The following is an 18,945-nucleotide window of genomic DNA, read 5'->3' as shown; positions in this document are numbered from 1 at the left end:
CTCAGTAACCCAGATAGGATTTGCGGATTTCTTCGTTGTTCGCGATGTCCTTGGCGTTGCCCGACATCACGATGCGACCGGTCTCGATCACGTAGGCCTGGTCGGCGAGCTCGAGCGCGAGCTGGGCGTTCTGCTCGACCACCAGGATCGACACCTTGTCCTCGCGGTTGATCTTGCCGAGGATGCCGAACAGGTCGCGCACGACGAGAGGGGCGAGGCCGAAGGACGGCTCGTCCAGCAGCATCAGGCGCGGCCGCAGCATCAGGGCGCGGGCGACCGCGAGCATCTGCTGCTCGCCGCCCGAGAGGGTGCCGGCCTGCTGGGTGTGGCGCTGCTTGAGCACCGGGAAATGCGCATACATGCGCTCGATGTCGGAGACGATGCCGGCGCCGTCCTTGCGGGTGATCGCTCCCAGCTGGAGGTTCTCCTCCACCGTCATGTTGGTGAAGGTGCCGCGGCCCTGCGGCACATGGGCGATGCCGAACCGCACGATGCTCTCGGTGGAGCGGTTGTTGAGCGGCTTGCCGTCGAACTCGATTCCGCCGGTCGAGCGCACCATGTTGCAGATCGCGCGCAACGTGGTGGTCTTGCCGGCGCCGTTGGCGCCCAGCAGCGTCGTCAGCGAGCCCTCGTTGAGCGAGAAGGACAGGCCATGGAGCGCCTGGACCTGGCCGTAATAGGCGCGCAGGTCCTTGACGTTGAGCAGTGTCGTCATTGGTCCTTGCTCCCGAGATAGGCCTTGATGACGTCGGGGTCCGCCTGCACCTGGGCGGGGGTGCCTTCCGCGAGCTTCTTGCCGAAATTGAGCGCGACGACGTGGTCGGCGATCGACATCACGAGGCCCATGTGGTGCTCGACCAGCAGCACGGTCATGTGGCGGTCGTCGCGGATGCGGCGGATGAGGTCGCCAAGCACGTAGACTTCCTCGTGATTGAGGCCGCCGGCCGGCTCGTCGAGCAGCAGGATCTTCGGATCGGCCGCCAGTGCGCGCGCCAGCTCGACGCGCTTCTGCGTGCCGAAGGGCAGGCCGGACACGACGGTGTGCGCGACCTCCTCGAGGTCGAGATAGGCGAGGATCTCGTACACCTTCTTGTTCACGTCGTTCTCGCTGCGCCGGACCCAGGCCAGTCTCAGGGAGTCGCTGATGATGTCGCTGGAGGTCTTCGAATGGGCGCCGACGCGGACGTTGTCCATCACCGAGAGGTTCGGAAACAGCGCCACGTTCTGGAAGGTGCGGCCGATGCCGATCTCGGCGATCCGGTGCGGCGGCCGCGACAGGATGCTCGCGCCCTCCATCAGGATGTCGCCGGACGACGGCTGGTAGAGCCGCGAGAGGCAGTTGAAGAGCGTCGTCTTGCCGGCGCCGTTGGGGCCGATCAATCCGAGGATCTGGCCCTTGTGCATGTCGAAGGACACACCGTTGAGCGCGATGATGCCGCCGAACACGACGCTGACGTCGCGAACCGCGAGCAGGGGCGATGTCCCCTGCGCGAGCTGTGCCTGCGTCATCTCGTCTCGCCCACAAATTTCAGTGGGCGACGGGGCGATGCGAACCGCTCCCGATCATGACAAAGGCTATCTGAACCCCTCGGCCACACGCGCAACTTTTCCTCCTGATTTCAGCTTTTTGCTGACTTCTTTTTTGGAATGCGGCATCAGACCCCCGAGTGCCGCTTCGATGTTCCTTACCATCGCAAGCAGACGCGGTCCAATGTCGTTGATCAAACGCTCTTCCGTGAAGCGGAATGCGGGCGCGCCGCAATTGAATGCGTAAGGTCCGGTTCCATCGTTGAGCTTGAGCGCGACGCCGGCGGCGCCGATGTCGTCGTGCCAGTCGCCGACGGAAATCGCAAAGCCGTATTTCGCGACGGTCTCGCCGGAACGTTCGAGGCCATCGCGCATCTTCGGCCAGCGGCTGCCGTAATGTTCGCGCAGGACGCGCGACAGCTCGGCGCGATCTTCGTCAGCCAGCGCCCAGAAATAGGCGCGGCCCATGGCGCTGGTTGCAATCGGCACGCGGGAGCCGACGTCAAGTTGAACGCCGACCGTCTCGCTGCCGCGGCTCTGCCCGAAATAGATCATGCTGTGACGGTCGCGGCCCCCGATCGCGACCGCGCCGCCGGTCGCGCGCATCACTTCCTCGCGAAACGGTTCGGACAAATGCCGAACGCCGAGATTAGATAACGCCGCGTAGCCGAGCGCCATCGCGGCCGGCGCGAGCTGGTACTTCTCGAAACGGGGAACCGGCGTCAGATAACCGAGCTTCGTCAATGTGTAGGTCAGGCGCGAAACGGTCGGCTTGGGCAGATTGGTGCGGGCCGCGATCTCCTGGTTGCCGAGAAGTCCGTCGCTGGGTTGGAATGCGCGCAATACATCAAGTCCGCGGGAAAGCGCGACGACGAAATTCCGATCGGTCGCAGTCTTCTTTCCTGTACGCTTCATCCCTGATCTGCTTCTTGCGCGGAGTCGTTGACAACGTCCGTGCTTCAAAATAACCCTGCCGTCAAGATGCGGAATTAAATTCCGCACCGCGAAATCGAACAAAAGTAAATCCCCACCAAGGAGGGAAACCGTGAGCGAAGTGGTCAAGCTTGAGCGTCATGACGAAGTCGGGATCGTCACGGTCAACAGCCCTCCGGTCAATGCGCTGAGTGCCGCAGTCCGCGGTGGCATTTTGGAGTGCATCAAGGCCGCGGTCGCCGATCCCGCGATCAAGGGCATCGTGCTGACCTGCGCCGGCCGCACCTTCATCGCCGGTGCCGATATCACCGAATTCGGCAAGCCGCCGAAGGCGCCCGCCCTCAACGACGTGCTGTCCGAGATCGAGAACTCGCCGAAGCCGGTCGTTGCCGCAATTCACGGCACCGCGCTCGGCGGCGGCCTCGAGGTCGCGCTGGCCTGTCATTTCCGCGTTGCGGTGAAGGAGGCCAAGCTCGGCCTGCCCGAGGTGAAGCTCGGCCTGCTGCCGGGCGCCGGCGGCACCCAGCGCCTGCCGCGCGCGGTCGGCCCCGAACTCGCCGTCAAGATGATCGTCGGCGGCGATCCGATCGGTGCGGCGGAAGCGCTCAAGAACGGCCTGATCGAGGAGATCGTCGAGGGTCCGGCCTCCGGCGGCGAAGCCTTCGTCCGCAAATTGCTGGCCGAGAAGCGTCCGCTGCGCCGCCTGCGCGACGACGATTCCAAGCTCGCGGCCGCCAAGGCCGACCGCTCGATCTTCACCAATGCGGTCGCCGCCATGACCAAGAAGTCGCGCGGGCTGGAGGCGCCGTTCGCGGCCGCCGACGCGGTCGGCTACGCCATCGATTTTCCGTTCGACGAGGGCCTGAAGAAGGAACGCGAGGGCTTCCTCAAGCTGGTCGCCAGCGACCAGTCCAAGGCGCAGCGCTACGCCTTCTTCGCCGAGCGTGAGGCCGCCAAGATCGCCGGCGTGCCCGAGGGCACCAAGTCGCGCCCCGTCAACCGTGTTGCCATTCTCGGCGCCGGCACCATGGGCGGCGGCATCGCGATGTCGTTTGCCAATGCCGGGGTTCCCGTCACCCTGATCGAGACCGGCGAGGAGCAGCTCAAGCGCGGCCTCGGCATCATGCAGAAGAACTGGGAAGCGACCGCCGCGCGCGGCGGCATCCCGGCGGACGCGCCCGCCAAGCGCATGGCGCTGATCACCGGCGTCGTCGGCATCGAGAATGTCGGCGATGCCGACCTCGTCATCGAGGCCGTGTTCGAGACCATGGCGGTCAAGAAGGAAGTGTTCGGCAAGCTCGACCAGTTTGCGAAGCCCGGCGCCGTGCTCGCCTCCAACACCTCGTATCTCAACATCGACGAGATCGCGAAGTCGACCAAGCGTCCGCAGGACGTGCTCGGCATGCACTTCTTCTCGCCGGCCAACGTCATGAAGCTGTGCGAAATCGTGCGCGCCGACAAGACCGCGCCGGATGCGCTGGTGACCGCCGTCACCATCGCGCGCAAGATCGCGAAGGTGCCGGCCGTGGTCGGCGTCTGCGACGGCTTCGTCGGCAACCGCATGCTGGCGCAGCGCGGCAAGCAGTCCGAGAAGCTGCTGTTCGAAGGTGCCTTGCCGCAACAGGTCGACGCGGTCGTCACCAAGTTCGGCATGCCGATGGGGCCGTTCGCGATGGGCGATCTCGCCGGCCTCGACATCGGCTGGCGCTCGCGGAAAGACCGCGGCATCAAGTCCGAGATCGCGGACGCGCTCTGCGAAGCCGGCCGCTTCGGCCAGAAGACCGGCAAGGGCTACTACAAGTACGAAGCCGGCTCCCGCTCGGCGCTGCCCGACCCTGAGGTCGAGAAGCTGATCGACGAGACGCTTGCCCGCCTCGGCCGCAAGAAGCGCGCCGTCAGCGACGAGGAGATCCTCGAGCGCATGATGTATCCGATGATCAACGAGGGCGCAAAGATCCTCGAAGAAGGCATCGCGGCGCGCCCCTCCGACATCGACGTGGTCTGGCTCTATGGCTATGGCTGGCCGATCTATCGCGGCGGCCCGATGTTCTGGGCCGACACCGTCGGCCTCAAGCACATCGCCGATCGCCTCTCGTTCTACGCCAAGGAAACCAACGACCCCAGCCTCGAGCCCGCGCCGCTGCTGAAGAAGCTCGCGGCGGAGGGCAAGACCTTCGCCTCGCTTGCGGCGGCGTCGAAGGCGGCGTGATGGCCGCTGGCTATCCTCTCGTCATTCCGGGATGGCCCGAAGGGCCAGACCCGGAATCCATTTCGCCTTCGAGTATGCTGCTCGATGGATTCCGGGTTCGCGACTTTGTCGCGCCCCGGAATGACCACTGAGTGTGATGTAGTAAATGACCCATCCCGGCGAACAGTTTTATCCCGAGGGCGTGCGTTGGGACGACACCATCGTCCAGGGCACGCTCCCCGACCTGCTGTCGAAAGCCGCCGCCGATTACGGCCCGCGCACCGCGCTGGAATTTCGCGAACGTCCGATCACCTACACCGAGCTCGCCGCGATGGCCGAGCGTGCCGCGGCGGCGTTCCTCCGCGCCGGCTGCGGCAAGAGCGCCTCCGTCGCGCTGTTCCTCGGCAACACGCCCGATCACCCCGTCAATTTCTTCGGCGCGCTGAAGGCCGGCGCCCGCGTCGCGCATCTGTCGCCGCTCGACGGCGAGATCGCGCTGACGCACAAGGTGTCCGACTCCGGCTCGCGCCTGCTCGTCACCTCCAACCTCGCCGCGCTGCTGCCGACGGCGCTGAAATTTTTGGAGAAGGGCCTGATCGACCGCCTCGTCGTCTGCGAAGACGACAATTGGGGCAAGGTCGGCACGCCCCAGGCCGCGATCCCCGCTGATCCCCGCATCGTCACCTTCAAGACCTTCGTCGAAGGCGCCGCCGCGCCGGCAGAGTGGCCGCAAGTCACCGCCGACGACGTCGCCCTGCTGCAATATACCGGCGGCACCACCGGCCTGCCCAAGGGCGCGATGCTCACGCACGGTAATCTGACGTCGGCGGTGTCGATCTACGACGTCTGGGGCAAGCCATCGCGCGCGACCCGTGGTGACGTCGTCGAGCGCGTGATCTGCGTGCTGCCGCTGTTCCACATCTACGCGCTCACCGTCGTGCTGTTGTCCTCGCTCCGCCGCGGCAATCTGATCTCGATCCACCAGCGCTTCGACGTCGAAGCTGTCATGCGCGACATCGAGGTCAAGCGCGCCACCTATTTCCCGGGCGTGCCGACGATGTGGATCGCGATCGCAGCGCTGCCTGATCTGGACAAGCGCGATTTCTCCTCGCTTGCGACGATCGGCTCCGGCGGCGCGCCGCTGCCGGTGGAGATCGCGAACTTTTTCGAGCGCAAGGTCGGCAAGAAGCTGCGCAGCGGCTGGGGCATGACCGAGACCTGCTCGCCCGGCACCGGCCATCCGCCCACGGGCCCCGACAAGCCCGGCTCGATCGGGCTGATGCTGCCCGGCATCGAGCTCGACGTCGTGTCGCTGGACGATCCGACGAAAGTGCTGCCGCCGGGCGAGGTCGGCGAGATCCGCATCAAGGGCCCGAACGTCACCAGGGGCTATTGGAACAAGCCCGAGGGATCCGCGGAGGCTTTCATCGACGGCCGCTTCCTTACCGGCGACATCGGCTATGTCGATACCGACGGCTATTTCTTCCTGGTCGACCGCAAGAAGGACATGATCATCTCCGGCGGCTTCAACGTCTATCCGCAGATGATCGAGCAGGCGATCTACACCCTTCCCGGCGTGCACGAGGTGATCGTGCTCGGCATCCCCGACCAGTATCGCGGCGAGGCCGCCAAGGCCTTCATCAAGCTGAAGCCCGGTGCAAAACCGTTCTCGCTCGACGAGCTGCGGGCGCAGCTCGCCGGCAAGGTCGGCAAGCACGAAATGCCTGTAGAGGTCGAGTTCGTCGACGATTTGCCGCGCACGCCGGTCGGAAAACTGTCGCGCCACGAATTGCGCCAGCAGCAGAAACCGTCACAATCCACCCAACCCGCATCAGGAGGTCGTTCTTGACCGACGCCGTCATCGTTTCCACCGCCCGCACGCCGATCGGCAAGGCCTATCGCGGCATGCTCAACGCCACCGAGGGCGCCACGCTGCTCGGCCACGCCATCGGCGAAGCCGTTGCCCGCGCCAAGGTCGATCCGAAGGAGGTCGAGGACGTGGTGATGGGCGCCGCCCTCCAGCAGGGCGCGACCGGCGGCAACATCGCGCGCAAGGCGCTGCTCCGCGCCGGCCTGCCCGTCACCGTCGCCGGCACCACCATCGACCGGCAGTGCGCCTCGGGCCTCCAGGCCATCGCGCTCGCCGCACGCTCGGTGATCTTCGACGGCGTCGAGATCGCGGTCGGCGGCGGCGGCGAGTCGATCAGCCTCGTGCAGAACGACAAGATGAACGGCTTCCACGCCCAGGACCCGGCGCTGCTCAAGATCAAGGGCGAGGTCTACATGCCCATGATCGACACGGCCGAAATCGTCGCCAAGCGCTACGGCATCTCGCGCGAGAAGCAGGACGAATATTCGCTGGAGAGCCAGCGCCGCACCGCGGCCGCGCAGCAGGGCGGCAAGTTCAAGGACGAGCTCGCGCCGATCACCACGCAGATGGCGGTCACCGACAAGGCGACCGGCGCGGTCTCGTTCAAGGAGGTGACCTTGTCGCAGGACGAAGGCCCGCGCCCCGAGACCACGGCTGAAGGTCTCGCCGGCCTCAAGCCGGTGCGCGGCGAAGGCTTTTCCGTCACCGCCGGCAACGCCAGCCAGCTCTCGGATGGCGCCAGCGCCACCGTCATCATGAGCGACAAGGAAGCCTCAAAGCGCGGCCTCAAGCCGCTCGGCATCTTCCGCGGCTTCGTCTCGGCCGGCTGCGAGCCGGACGAGATGGGCATCGGCCCGGTCTTCGCCGTGCCGCGCCTGCTGAAGCGCCACGGCCTCACCGTCGACGACATCGGCCTCTGGGAGCTCAACGAAGCCTTCGCGGTGCAGGTGCTGTATTGCCGCGACAAGCTCGGCATCGACCCCGAGAAGATCAACGTCAATGGCGGTGCGATCGCGGTCGGCCATCCCTACGGCATGTCCGGCGCGCGCCTGACCGGCCACGCCCTGATCGAAGGCCGCCGCCGCAAGGCCAAGTATGCGGTCGTCACCATGTGCGTCGGCGGCGGCATGGGCGCGGCCGGGTTGTTCGAGGTGTTGCAGTAATTTTCTGTCGTCCTGGCGAAAGCCAGGACCCATACTCCGCAGCAGGAGTTTGGCGGACAGACAGCAGTTGCCTTCGCAAAACGAAGGCCGGTGGTAATGGGTCCTGGCTTTCGCCAGGACGACGGGGAAACAGGAGGATCCGATGGATCTCGCATTCACGAAAGAAGAGCAGGCGTTTCGCGAGGAAGTGCGGTCATTCTTCCGCGACAACGTGCCGCCGGATACGCGGCGCAAGCTGGTCGAGGGCCGTCACCTCTCGAAGGACGAGATGGTGACGTGGTGGCGCATCCTCAACAAGAAGGGCTGGGGCGTCAGCCACTGGCCGAAGCAATATGGCGGCACGGGGTGGACGTCCGTGCAGCACTACATCTTCAACGAGGAGCTGCAGTCCTATCCGGCGCCGCAGCCGCTCGCCTTCGGCGTCAGCATGGTCGGCCCCGTCATCTACACCTTCGGCAACGAGGAGCAGAAGAAAAAGTACCTGCCGCGCATCGCCAACGTTGACGATTGGTGGTGCCAGGGCTTCTCCGAGCCCGGCTCCGGCTCCGATCTCGCCTCGCTGAAGACGAAGGCCGAGCGCAAGGGCGACAAATGGATCATCAACGGCCAGAAGACCTGGACGACGCTGGCCCAGCACGCCGACATGATTTTCTGCCTCTGCCGCACCGACGCGACCGCCAAGAAGCAGATGGGCATCTCCTTCATCGTGTTCTCGATGAAGTCGAAGGGCGTCACCGTGCGCCCGATCCAGACCATCGACGGCGGCGTCGAGGTCAACGAGGTGTTCTTCGACGACGTCGAGGTGCCCTACGAGAACCTGATCGGCGAGGAGAACAAGGGCTGGGATTACGCGAAATTCCTGCTCGGCAATGAGCGTACCGGCATCGCGCGCGTCGGCGTCTCCAAGGAGCGGCTGCGCCGCATCCGCGATCTCGCTTCCAAGGTCGAATCCGGCGGCAAGCCGATCATCCAGGACGCGGCCTTCCGCGAGAAGCTGGCGGCCTGCGAGATCGAGCTGAAGGCGCTCGAGCTGACCCAGCTCCGCGTCGTCGCCGACGAGGGCAAGCACGGCAAGGGCAAGCCCAATCCGGCCTCCTCGGTGCTGAAGATCAAGGGCTCCGAGATCCAGCAGACCACCACCGAGCTGCTCATGGAAGTGATCGGTCCGTTCGCCGCGCCCTACGACGTGCACGGCGACGACGGCTCCAACGAAGCGATGGAGTGGACCGCCCAGATCGCGCCGAGCTACTTCAACAACCGCAAGGTCTCGATCTACGGCGGCTCCAACGAGATCCAGCGCAACATCATCGCCAAGGCGGTGCTGGGGCTCTAAACGTCATTCCGGGGCGCGCGCCAGCGCGAACCCGGAATCTCGCGCCACAATCTCTGGATTCCGGGTCCCCGCGCTATCGCGCGTGTCCCGGAATGACGAAGCAAAAATTCCGGGTACGAGGAACCAAAGAAATGGATTTTGATCTGTCCGAGGAGCAGCGGCTTCTCAAGGAAAGCATCGACGGCCTGCTGACCGATTCCTACGATTTCGAGAGCCGCAAGAAGTACATGAAGGAGAAGGGCGGCTGGAGCCAGGCCGTCTGGGGCAAGCTCGCCGAGCAGGGCCTGCTCGGCCTGCCGTTCAGCGAAGCCGATGGCGGCTTCGGCGGCGGCGGCGTCGAGACCATGATCGTGATGGAAGCGCTCGGCAAGGCGCTGGTGCTCGAGCCCTATCTGGCAACCGTCGTGATCTGCGGCGGCTTCCTGCGTCACGCCGGCTCGGATGCGCAGAAGGCCGCGTACGTGCCCGGGATCATCGACGGCAGCAAGACCCTTGCGTTTGCCCAGCTCGAGAAGAACTCCCGCTACGATCTGTTCGACGTCTCGACGACCGCGAAGAAGAAGGCCGACGGCTGGATCATCGACGGCGAAAAGTTCGTCGTGCTCAACGGCGAGAACGCCGCCACGCTTCTCGTGACCGCCCGCACCAAGGGTGACCGCCGCGACAAGACCGGGATCGGCGTGTTCCTGGTCCCGGCGAATGCCAAGGGCGTGACGAAGAAATCGTACCCGACCCAGGACGGCCTGCACGCGGCCGACATCACCTTCACCGGTGTCGAGGTGGGCGCGGATGCCGCGATCGGCAATCCCGAGGATGCACTCGCGCTGATCGAACGCGTCGTTGACGAAGCTCGCGTCGCGCTTTGCGCCGAGGCGGTCGGCCTGATGGACGAGTCGCTCAAGACCACGGTCGAGTACATCAAGACGCGCAAGCAGTTCGGCGTCGCGATCGGCTCGTTCCAGTCGCTCCAGCACCGTGCGTCCGACATGTTCGTCGCCGCCGAGCAGGCACGCTCGATGTCGATGTTCGCAACCATGGCGAACGACTTCGAGAACGCCAAAGAGCGCTCCAACGCGATCGCCGCGGCCAAGGTGCAGATCGGCAAGTCGCTGAAATTCGTCGGCCAGCAGTCGATCCAGCTCCACGGCGGCATCGGCATGACCATGGAGGCGAAGATCGGCCACTACTTCAAGCGCCTGACCATGATCGAGAACACCTTCGGCGACACCGACTATCACCAGCGCCGCGTCGCGGATGCGGGCGGGTTGGTCTAGCCGCCACGTCGCGCGTGGATGCATCGAAAACCGAAAGCCCCGGAGACATCTCCGGGGCTTTCGTCGTTCCTGACGTCTTTCGCCGTTCGGCGCCTCACGTCCGCGTGCGCATCCGCATCATGAAGCTGTCGTAGCTGAGCTCGGCGACCTGCATCCAGGCGAGCGATTCGTTCCGGAACGCGGAAAGGCTCGTGTACATCTTGGCGAAGTGCGGGTTGGTCTTGGACAGATCCGCGTAGATCTCGTTCGCGGCGGCGTAGCAGGCCTCCAGCACCTCCTGCGGGAACGGCTTCAGGATCGCACCGGCCACCAGCAGGCGCTTCAGCGCGGGCGGGTTGACGTAGTCGTATTTCCCGGTGACCCACGTGAAGGTATCGCGCGAGGCCATCTCGATCGCGGCCTGGTAGTGCTTGGGCAGCGCGTTCCACTTGTCGAGATTCATGATGTTGTGGCCCTGGCCGGTGCCTTCCCACCAGCCCGGATAGTAGTAGAATTTCGCGACCTTGACGAAGCCGAGCTTCTCGTCGTCATAGGGCCCGACCCATTCGGCCGCGTCGATCGTTCCCTTCTCCAGCGCCGGATAGATGTCGCCGCCCGCGATCTGCTGCGGCACGCCGCCGACCTTGGCGATGATCGTGCCGGCGAAGCCGCCGACGCGGAATTTCAATCCCTTGAAATCCTCCATCGACTTGATCTCCTTCCGGAACCATCCGCCCATCTGGGCGCCGGTCGAGCCGGTTGGAATGCCGACCGTGTTGTATTCCTTCAGGAGGCCGTTGAGCAACTCGGTGCCGCCGCCGAACAGCAGCCAGGAAATATGCGCGCGCGTGTTCAGCCCGAACGGCAGCGACGTGCCGAAGGTGAAGGCGGGATTCTTGCCCCAATAGTAATACAACGCCGTGTTGCCCATCTCGACGGTGCCGTTCGACACGGCGTCGAGCACCTGCAGGCCCGGGACGATCTCGCCGGCTGCGAACGGTTGGATCTGGAATTTGTTGTCGGTGACTTCGGCGACGCGCTTGCAGAAATATTCGCAGCCGCCATAGAGCGTGTCGAGCGCCTTGGGCCAGCTCGCGGCGAGCCGCCATTTCACCTCCGGCGCCGACTGAGCGATCGCCGGTGCGGCAACGGCCGTGCTTGCCGCTAGCCCAGCGCCTGTCACTTTCAAGAAATCACGACGTTTCATGCGTAGCCCTCCATTGCGCCGATTCCTCGACAAGGGGAACGATCTTCTGTCGTCCTTGCTTCGCCGATAACCGACGGGGTGTTGTGACGATGTGGGTGTTTCCGCTGGCCCTTGAGGGCTCTTTGTGGATCCCGTGCGTTGCGGTTCCGCTAGCGAGGATGACCGGGAGGCTCGCGAGAATCAAGCCTCGTGCCGCCCTCGCAAGTGCGAACGCCGGCGAAGCAGGCGGCCTATACCTCTCCCGCGAGCGGGAGAGTTGAGGGAGCTAGCGGCGCAAGTCCTTCAATCCAACACGCCTTAACCCTCTTTCGCGAACGCCGCTTCCATCGCCTTTCGCGTCCTGATCGTCTCGTTGCCGGCGTCGAACTCGACGTCGTCCCAGCGCACCACCGTGCCATGCGCAACGTCATGTTTCAGCTTCACGCGATGGGCGAGCCCGATCGGCAGCGCGCCGGCCTTGAGGCTCGCGGCCGCCGGCACCAGCTTGCCCCACACGGTGTAGCCGCCTTCGCCGTCGAGCATTTCGCCGGCGCGCAAGGCCCGCTTGGCCACCGCTGCGACGTCGCCGCGGAAGCCGTGGGGCTGGCCGGTCGGCTCGCCCCGCAACGCGGCCGACAGCACCGAGATGTTCAGCTCGAGCCCGATCAGGTGATAGGGCTTGTACATCGCAGCAAAGCGTCCGCTGGAATCGGTCTTGAGGCCGTACTGCTTGAAGCAGTCGGCGGCATAGTCGTTCGGAGCCTCCAGCACGACATAGACACCCCAGCGCAGGTCGCGAAACACCGGCCGTCCATCGCGTTCGAGCGAGGAGACGACTTCCACCACGCCGGAGCGCTCCAGCACGCCGCCACGCGAACGCGGCCGCATGATGTGCGGCAGATCGTCGACGCCGCAGGGCGGAAACAGCAGTCCCTCCGCCGGCACGTCGAGGCCGCAGGCATTGGCGATCGCGGCCATCTCGATCGCCGACTTGGTGCCGTCGAGGAAGGAGTTGAACATCTGCGGGTTCATGCCGGCCGACTGTGCTTCGCCGGCGGTCAGGCCGTAATGCTGCCAGACGCCGTCCGGCGTCACGTCGTGATAGGCCGGCAGATATTTCGTACCCTTGCCGGCGGCGACGACGCGAAAGCCGGTGGCGCGGGCCCAGTCGACCATCTCCGCCGTCAATGCCGGCTGGTCGCCATAGGCGAGCGAATAGACCACGCCCGCCTTGCGCGCCTCCTCGGCGAGCAGCGGGCCCGCCAGCACGTCGGCCTCGACATTGACCATCACGATATGCTTGCCCGCCGCGATCGCCGCGCGCGCGTGCCTGATGCCGACGGCCGGGTTGCCGGTCGCTTCCACCACCACGTCCATTGCGCCGCCGGCGATGGCGCGTGCGCCGTCATCGGTGAACACGGTCGCGGCGATGCGCGCCGCATCCCAGCCGACTGTGCGGCAGGCCTCGCGCGCGCGGTCGCGGTCGATGTCGACGATGATGGGCACCTCCAGCCCCGGCGTGTGCGGCACCTGCGCGAGAAACATCGAGCCGAATTTGCCCGCACCGATCAGCGCGACACGGACAGGCTTGCCGGCGGACGCGCGGGCCTGGAGGAGGCGGAAGAGGTTCATGGGAGACATCCAAGAGTGCTATCGCGGTCGGGACGACGCGAACGATCAGGTTCAGTCATTCCGGGGCGACGCGACGGGACCGCGCGAAGCGCGCCCCGGGAGCGTCGAGCCTGGAATCCATCGGGCCGCAAAGGACGCGGATAAATGGATTCCGGGCTCGCGACTTCGTCGCGCCCCGGAATGACAGCTTACTCCGCCGCCTGCCGCGGCGCACGGGCAAGGCGCAGCAGGGCGTCGTCGTCCACCGTCTTGATCGGCGCGAAATCGCGGTGGGCGATGTATTCGGGCCGCGTGGGGGTGCGGATATAGTTCGAGACCGCGTTCAGCGTCAGGTACACGATCTTGCGCGGGTAGGGCGTGATGTTGCCGGCCGAGCCGTGCACGAGATTGCCGTGGAACATCAGCATGCCGCCGGGCTTGCCCGTGGGCGCCACGATGCCGCCCTGCTTGACGAGGCGCGTCACGGTGTCCTCGTCCAGCGTCCACAGCGGGTAGGACGTGGTGGCAAGGTCATGCGAGGCTTCGAGATCGCCGGCATTCTGGCTGCGCGGCACCAGCATCAGGGGGCCGTTGATCGGCATCACCTCGTCGAGGAAGATCGCGATGTTCATCGCGCGCGGCTCCGGCATGCCGTCGTCGCGCTTCCAGGTGCCGTAATCCTGGTGCCATTGCCAGACGTCGCCGGTGAAGGCCGATTTCGCGTTGATCTTGAACTGGTGCATGTAGACAGGCTCGCCGAACAATTGCTCGACCGGGTCGATCATGCGCGGATGCGCGCCCAGAATGCGGAAGGCCTCGTTGTAGAGATGCGCGGCAAACGCCGTGCGCGGCGCGCCGCTCTTCTCGCGCCAGACCTCCGGCCGGTTGGCGTCGTAAATGCCGACCGCCTCGCGCGCGAGCAGATCGACCTCCTCCTGGCTGAACAATTCGGGCAGGAACAGCCAGCCCTCGCGGTGGAAGAACTCCAATTGCTCCTGAGACAGTCTCATGGGTCGTCCTCCCGTTGTTTTGTTCTTGTCATTCCGGGGCGATGCGCAGCATCGAACCCGGAATCTATTGATCCGCAGTCTCTGTGGCCCAATGGATTCCGGGTTCACGCTTCGCGTGCCCCGGAATGACAGCGTTTAGCTACGCCGCCGCCTCGTCCGTCGCCCGCAACCTCTCCTCGGTCATCCGTCCCGCCGTCTGCGCATGCGCGAGTGCGGCGCGTTCGGCGGCCTTCGCATCGCCTGCGAGAATGTGAGCTGCGATGTCGGCATGCTCGGCCCAGGCGCTGTCGCGATAATCGAGCTCCGACAGCACGGTCGCCATCGAGCGGCGCATATGCGGCCATTGCGGCGCGATGGTCTCCTCGATCACGGGATTGCCGGCGAGCTGATAGATCGCGCGATGAAAATCGACGTCGAGCACGATGAGCTCGGCAAGCGGCGTCTTGCGATCGATGCGGCGCCCGGCGGCGAGCGCCACCTCGAGCCGCGCGCGTCCTGCCGCGTCGCTTGCGGCGCGCATCGCGGCGAGCCGCGCGGCCAGCGCATCAATGGCGCCGCGCACCTCGTAGAGCTGGCGGATACGCGCGGGATCGAGCTGGGTGACCTCAAAGCCGCGCCGGCCGCTTTCGGCGACGAGGCCCTGCCGATGCAGCAGATGCAGCGCATGCGACACCGGCTGGCGCGACACGCCGAGCTTGTCGGCGAGCTCGTTCTGCCGGATGCGCTGGCCGGGCTGCAACGTGCGATCGGAGATCGCCTCCAGGATCCGACCATAGACCTGGTCGATCAGGTTCGGGAGCGGGTCGAGAGGGATCACGCCGGCAGCTCCAACAGCACTTAGATGGAATACGGAATTCCGTATTCGAAGGTACGTCGGGGGGCGGAAGGCGTCAAGCGCGTCCCGACGCGGCGTCAGCCGCCGTTGTGGGGGGCTGCTAAACGATTGATATCATTAGGGCCATTTACTGTGCATGGGGTTGTCTTCGCGCTAACGGTTTTTGCCCGGTTGGGCGCCTACTTCTTCTTGCCCTGCTCGATCAGCATCCGGCCGGCCTAGCGTTCGAGCACCTCCACCTCGAGCGACGCGATCGCTTCTGCATCGGCCACCGCCTCGATCGCCGCGATCCGGTCGCCGCTGAAGGTCACGCGCAGCGCGATGCGCAATTGCCCGCCGAGGATGACCGCAACACCGATCTCGCCATCGACCAGTGCCGTGCGCGCGGCCTGGGCGCGGCCCTTGTAGAGCTTCGCGACCGCATCCGCGCCGCGGATCTCCGGCAGCGTACCGAGCCGCACCGCGGCCTGGTCGGCGCGAAAGACGACGTCGGGATCGAGCACGGCGAGCAGCCCCTCGAAATTGCCTTCGCGCGAAGCCGCGAGGAAGGCATCGACGATCTTGCGTTGACGCGACAGGTCCGTCTCGGGCACCGGCGCGCCCTGCACGCGCCGCCGCGCGCGGCTGGCAAGCTGGCGCGAGGCATCGACGGAGCGCCCGACGATCGGCGCGATCTCCTCGAAGGGCACCGCGAACATGTCATGCAGCACGAAGGCGAGCCGCTCGGCCGGCTGCAATGTTTCCAGCACGATCAGGAGTGCCGCGCCGACGGAATCGGCCATCTCCGCTTCGCGCTCCCGCGTCTCATCGACCGGCTCCGGCACATGCGGGCCCATCGGGTCCTCCCGGCGCGACTTTCGTGCGCGCAGCATGTCGAGGCAGATGCGCGCGACCACGGTGGTCAGCCAGCCCCGCAGATTCGCGACATCGGACGTATCGCTCCGGCTGAGCCGCAGCCAGGCCTCCTGCACGGCATCGTCGATCTCGCCGCGGGAACCCAGCATCCGGTAGGCGACCGCGCGCAAATGATCCCTGTTGGCCTCGAACTGCTGGCTGAGAAAATCTTCTTCAAAGTTTTTTTGGGTCATCAGTCACATTCCCTCATCGCGATCCGTCATGCCCATGACGAAGCCAATCCGGCCAATGTGACCGGAACCTTCGAAATTCGACAGATGGAGACGACAACGATGCACGCCCGCATGAATCACCCCGTCATGGTCCTGCCCGAGGCCATGAATGTTCTGCAATCTCTCGGCAATTTGACCAAACAAGGCCTGCCGGAAAAGCTCCTGGAACTGGTGCACCTGCGCGCCAGCCAGATCAATGGTTGCAGCGTCTGCGTCGACATGCACCCGAAGATCGCCCGCAAGGCCGGCGAGACCGACGAGCGCCTGTTCGCCGTCTCGGCCTGGCGCGACGCGCCTTATTTCAGCGAAGCCGAGCGCGCCGCGCTGGCTCTGACCGAGGCGGTCACCCGTCTCGCCGACCGTGAGGATCCGGTGTCCGACACGATCTGGAATGAGGCCGCCAAGCATTTCGACGAGCGCGAGCTTGCAACGCTGATCCTCTCGATCGCGACCATCAACGTCTGGAACCGCCTCAACGCGACGATCAAGATGCCGGTCGGCGTGTGGAAGGTGGCGTGAGTGCAAGTGAGGGAGGCACCAGCCGTGCACTCCCTCGCCCCGCTTGCGGGGAGAGGCGAACAAGCAGCTACTCCGCCAGGAACCTGTTCACCTCCTCGCCATACTCCAGCGGCGCCTGCTCGAACATCCAGTGGCCGGCATTCGCGATCACCGCCGTCCTGGCTCCTGCGATGTGCTCCGCCAGCACGCGCCACATCACCGACAGGCTTCCCGTCGTCGCGCCGCCGCCGATCAGGAGCGTCGGCGTCCTGATCGCCTGCGCATCCGCGAGCGTGTAGGGCCGGCGCTGCTCGTTGATCTGGCCGAGGAAGGTGAGCGTATTGTCGCGCAATTGCTGCTTGGCCGCCGCCGGCACGCGGCGCCAGGAGCCGTCGCCTTCGATGCCCTCGTAGAAATTCTGCAGCGCGCCCTCGATGTCGCCGGCGCGGATCATCTCGACCGAGCGCGCCGTGCGCGCCGCGAGCGGCGGGTACGCGGGCGTGCCTTCGGGCACCGGCAGGCTGGCATCCAGATCGCCGCCGGGCTCGGCCAGCACCAGCTTGCGCAACAGATCAGGCCGCGCTTGCGCGACGCGGAACGCGATGTGGCCGCCGCGCGAATGGCCCATCAGGTCGACGGGTGCGGGCCTGACCTGCTCGATGAAGGCGATCATATCGGCGACGTGCTGCGCCACCCTGTAGTCGTCGCCGACGGCGTCCCAGTGCTCGGGAAAGAAATGCCGCAGGCTGACCGAGATCACCCGATGGCTCTTCGACAGCGGGCCGAGCACCGAATACCAGGTGCGGAAATCCCCGAGTGTGCCGTGCACGCAGACCAGCGGCGGACCATCCCCGACTTCGAGATAGGCCATGTCGTAACCGTTGACGCGAAAGCTCTGCATGATCAGCTCGCCAGGAAATCCAGAACCACTTCGGAGTATTTTTGCGGCGCCTGCTCGAACATCGGATGCGTCGCGTTCGGGATGATCGCCGTCTTGGAATAGGGCACATGCGCTGCGAGCGCATGCAGCACCTTCGGCAGCAGGCCCTTGGTCCGCGCACCCAGGATGAACAGCGTCGGCATCAGAATCGATTCCGCATCCGCCTTCGAGAAGGGCGGGCGGTTGTCGCGGACCTGGCCGATCAACGTCATGGCGTTGTCGCGCAGATTCTGCTTCACCATCGCCGGCAGCCGCGGCCAGGTGCCGGCGCCCTCCAGCGTGTCGACGAACACGGCGAGGCCGCCGTCGACATCGCCCGCCGCGATCTTCTCCGCCGAGGCCGTGAATCGCGCCAAGAGCGGCGAGGGACCGCCGGCATAATCGGGATCGAGGCTCGCATCGAGCTCTCCGCCGGGCTCGGCCAGGATCAGCCGCCGCAACAGATCGGGGCGCGCCTGCGCCACGCGAAAGCAGATGTGTCCACCGCGGGAATGGCCCATCAGATCGACCGGGCCGACGTCGAGCTTCTCGATGAAGGCGATGACGTCCTGGACATGCTGGGCGATCGAATAGGTATCGCCGACGCCGTCCCAGCGGTCGGGGAAGAAATGGCGCAGGCTGACGGCGATCACCCGATGCCGCTGCATCAGCGGCCCGAGCACGCAGCCCCAGACGCGGAAATCATTGAGCGAGCCATGCACGCAGACCAACGGGGGTCGGCCTCGGTCTTCACCCACGTCTATATAGGCCATGTCGTATCCGTTGACGTGGAGGCGTTGCATTCCGGGCTCGCGAGAAATTGGAACTCCTGTGCAAGATTCCCGGAAACCGGGTGGATCGCAACTATTTCCAAGCCTAGATTTGGCCTGAGATCACATTGGGGGCATGCGATGAGGACGCAGCCAGAAACCGAGCCATGACCGACCAGCATTTTGCCCTGTTCGATACCAGGATCGGCCTTTGCGCCGTCGCCTGGGGCCCGCGCGGCATCAACGGCACGCAGCTGCCGATGGGCGGCGAGCAGAAGATCCGCACCCGCATCAGTCAGCGCCACGCTGATGCCAGCGAAGCCGAGCCGACCGCCGAGGTGCAGCAGGCGATCGACCGCATCACGAATCTGCTCGCAGGCGAGCCGGATGACCTCACCGACATCCCGCTCGATCTCGACGGCGTGCCCGATTTCAACCGCGGCGTCTACGAGATCGCCCGTACCATCCCGCCCGGCAAGACCATCACCTATGGCGACATTGCCAAGCAGCTCGGTGGCGTCCAGCTGTCGCGCGACGTCGGCCAGGCGCTCGGCCGCAACCCGTGCCCGATCGTCGTGCCCTGCCATCGGGTGCTGGCGGCCGGCAACAAGCCCGGCGGCTTCTCGGCCAATGGCGGCGTCGTCACCAAACTGAAGATGCTCGAGATCGAAGGCGCGCTGGTGAACCACACGCCGAGCCTGTTTGATTGAGGATGCCGCCAC

The 18,945-nt window shown here is 65.6% G+C and carries 17 protein-coding genes; 7 read left to right on the top strand and 10 right to left on the bottom strand.

The window, feature by feature from the left end; genetic code table 11:
• Window position 1: 1 nt before the first annotated feature.
• The 3 genes from BJA_RS39710 to BJA_RS39700 all read right to left on the bottom strand — a co-directional run bounded on the left by BJA_RS39710 (window position 2) and on the right by BJA_RS39700 (window position 2,442).
• Window positions 2–715, bottom strand: a complete 714-nt coding sequence (locus BJA_RS39710; protein WP_011090548.1) for an ABC transporter ATP-binding protein — start codon at window positions 713–715, stop codon at window positions 2–4.
• Window positions 712–1,509, bottom strand: coding sequence for an ABC transporter ATP-binding protein (locus BJA_RS39705; protein ID WP_011090547.1), 798 nt, complete (start codon window positions 1,507–1,509; stop codon window positions 712–714). The genes BJA_RS39710 and BJA_RS39705 overlap by 4 nt, the downstream gene beginning before the upstream one ends.
• Before the next feature lie 66 nt (window positions 1,510–1,575).
• Window positions 1,576–2,442, bottom strand: coding sequence for an IclR family transcriptional regulator (locus BJA_RS39700; protein ID WP_028173799.1), 867 nt, complete (start codon window positions 2,440–2,442; stop codon window positions 1,576–1,578).
• Between the two features lie 130 nt (window positions 2,443–2,572).
• Here BJA_RS39700 and BJA_RS39695 point away from each other — a divergent pair, with 130 nt between their 5' ends.
• From BJA_RS39695 to pimD, 5 genes are all read left to right on the top strand, one after another.
• On the top strand, window positions 2,573–4,669 hold the full coding sequence (locus BJA_RS39695; RefSeq protein ID WP_011090545.1) for a 3-hydroxyacyl-CoA dehydrogenase NAD-binding domain-containing protein: 2,097 nt from the start codon (window positions 2,573–2,575) through the stop codon (window positions 4,667–4,669).
• Window positions 4,670–4,814: 145 nt separating this feature from the next.
• On the top strand, window positions 4,815–6,497 hold the full coding sequence (gene pimA / locus BJA_RS39690) for a dicarboxylate--CoA ligase PimA (RefSeq protein ID WP_011090544.1): 1,683 nt from the start codon (window positions 4,815–4,817) through the stop codon (window positions 6,495–6,497).
• Entirely contained in the window at window positions 6,494–7,681 is a 1,188-nt protein-coding gene (locus BJA_RS39685) for an acetyl-CoA C-acyltransferase (RefSeq protein ID WP_038966145.1), read from the top strand. Before pimA ends, BJA_RS39685 begins: the two co-directional genes overlap by 4 nt.
• A gap of 142 nt (window positions 7,682–7,823) precedes the next feature.
• A complete protein-coding gene (gene pimC, locus BJA_RS39680) occupies window positions 7,824–9,014 on the top strand; it encodes a pimeloyl-CoA dehydrogenase large subunit (protein ID WP_011090542.1) in 1,191 nt (396 codons plus the stop codon).
• A gap of 131 nt (window positions 9,015–9,145) precedes the next feature.
• Window positions 9,146–10,288 (top strand): pimeloyl-CoA dehydrogenase small subunit, encoded by a 1,143-nt coding sequence (pimD, locus tag BJA_RS39675; protein WP_011090541.1) that lies wholly within the window; start codon window positions 9,146–9,148, stop codon window positions 10,286–10,288.
• Between the two features lie 94 nt (window positions 10,289–10,382).
• On the opposite strand, the gene BJA_RS39670 is transcribed toward pimD, so the two are convergent.
• The 5 genes from BJA_RS39670 to BJA_RS39650 form a co-directional block, all read right to left on the bottom strand.
• Complete coding sequence (locus tag BJA_RS39670; RefSeq protein WP_011090540.1) at window positions 10,383–11,474, bottom strand: TRAP transporter substrate-binding protein; 1,092 nt, start codon at window positions 11,472–11,474, stop codon at window positions 10,383–10,385.
• A 297-nt stretch (window positions 11,475–11,771) separates the two neighbouring features.
• Window positions 11,772–13,085, bottom strand: a complete 1,314-nt coding sequence (locus BJA_RS39665; RefSeq protein ID WP_028173806.1) for an NAD(P)H-dependent oxidoreductase — start codon at window positions 13,083–13,085, stop codon at window positions 11,772–11,774.
• Between the two features lie 188 nt (window positions 13,086–13,273).
• The gene (locus BJA_RS39660) at window positions 13,274–14,074 is read right to left on the bottom strand and encodes a phytanoyl-CoA dioxygenase family protein (protein ID WP_028173807.1); all 801 of its coding nucleotides are present in this window, start codon (window positions 14,072–14,074) and stop codon (window positions 13,274–13,276) included.
• Between the two features lie 139 nt (window positions 14,075–14,213).
• Window positions 14,214–14,891, bottom strand: coding sequence for a GntR family transcriptional regulator (locus BJA_RS39655; protein WP_011090537.1), 678 nt, complete (start codon window positions 14,889–14,891; stop codon window positions 14,214–14,216).
• 236 nt (window positions 14,892–15,127) lie between these two features.
• Complete coding sequence (locus BJA_RS39650) at window positions 15,128–15,997, bottom strand: sigma-70 family RNA polymerase sigma factor (protein ID WP_011090536.1); 870 nt, start codon at window positions 15,995–15,997, stop codon at window positions 15,128–15,130.
• A gap of 99 nt (window positions 15,998–16,096) precedes the next feature.
• On the opposite strand from BJA_RS39650, the gene BJA_RS39645 reads away from it, so the two are divergent.
• Complete coding sequence (locus tag BJA_RS39645) at window positions 16,097–16,555, top strand: carboxymuconolactone decarboxylase family protein (protein ID WP_011090535.1); 459 nt, start codon at window positions 16,097–16,099, stop codon at window positions 16,553–16,555.
• Window positions 16,556–16,622: 67 nt separating this feature from the next.
• Here BJA_RS39645 and BJA_RS39640 read toward each other — a convergent pair whose 3' ends face one another.
• Both BJA_RS39640 and BJA_RS39635 read right to left on the bottom strand, forming a co-directional pair.
• Window positions 16,623–17,435, bottom strand: coding sequence for an alpha/beta fold hydrolase (locus BJA_RS39640; RefSeq protein WP_011090534.1), 813 nt, complete (start codon window positions 17,433–17,435; stop codon window positions 16,623–16,625).
• 2 nt (window positions 17,436–17,437) lie between these two features.
• Window positions 17,438–18,256 carry an alpha/beta fold hydrolase gene (locus BJA_RS39635; protein ID WP_011090533.1) on the bottom strand — a complete coding sequence of 273 codons (819 nt, stop codon included), beginning with the start codon at window positions 18,254–18,256 and terminating at the stop codon, window positions 17,438–17,440.
• Between the two features lie 134 nt (window positions 18,257–18,390).
• Here BJA_RS39635 and BJA_RS39630 point away from each other — a divergent pair, with 134 nt between their 5' ends.
• The gene (locus tag BJA_RS39630) at window positions 18,391–18,933 is read left to right on the top strand and encodes a methylated-DNA--[protein]-cysteine S-methyltransferase (RefSeq protein ID WP_011090532.1); all 543 of its coding nucleotides are present in this window, start codon (window positions 18,391–18,393) and stop codon (window positions 18,931–18,933) included.
• The last annotated feature ends 12 nt before the right edge of the window (window positions 18,934–18,945 follow it).

It is taken from the genome of Bradyrhizobium diazoefficiens USDA 110 (genome assembly GCF_000011365.1).
GTDB lineage: Bacteria > Pseudomonadota > Alphaproteobacteria > Rhizobiales > Xanthobacteraceae > Bradyrhizobium > Bradyrhizobium diazoefficiens.
This window is presented reverse-complemented; position numbering and strand designations above follow the sequence as displayed.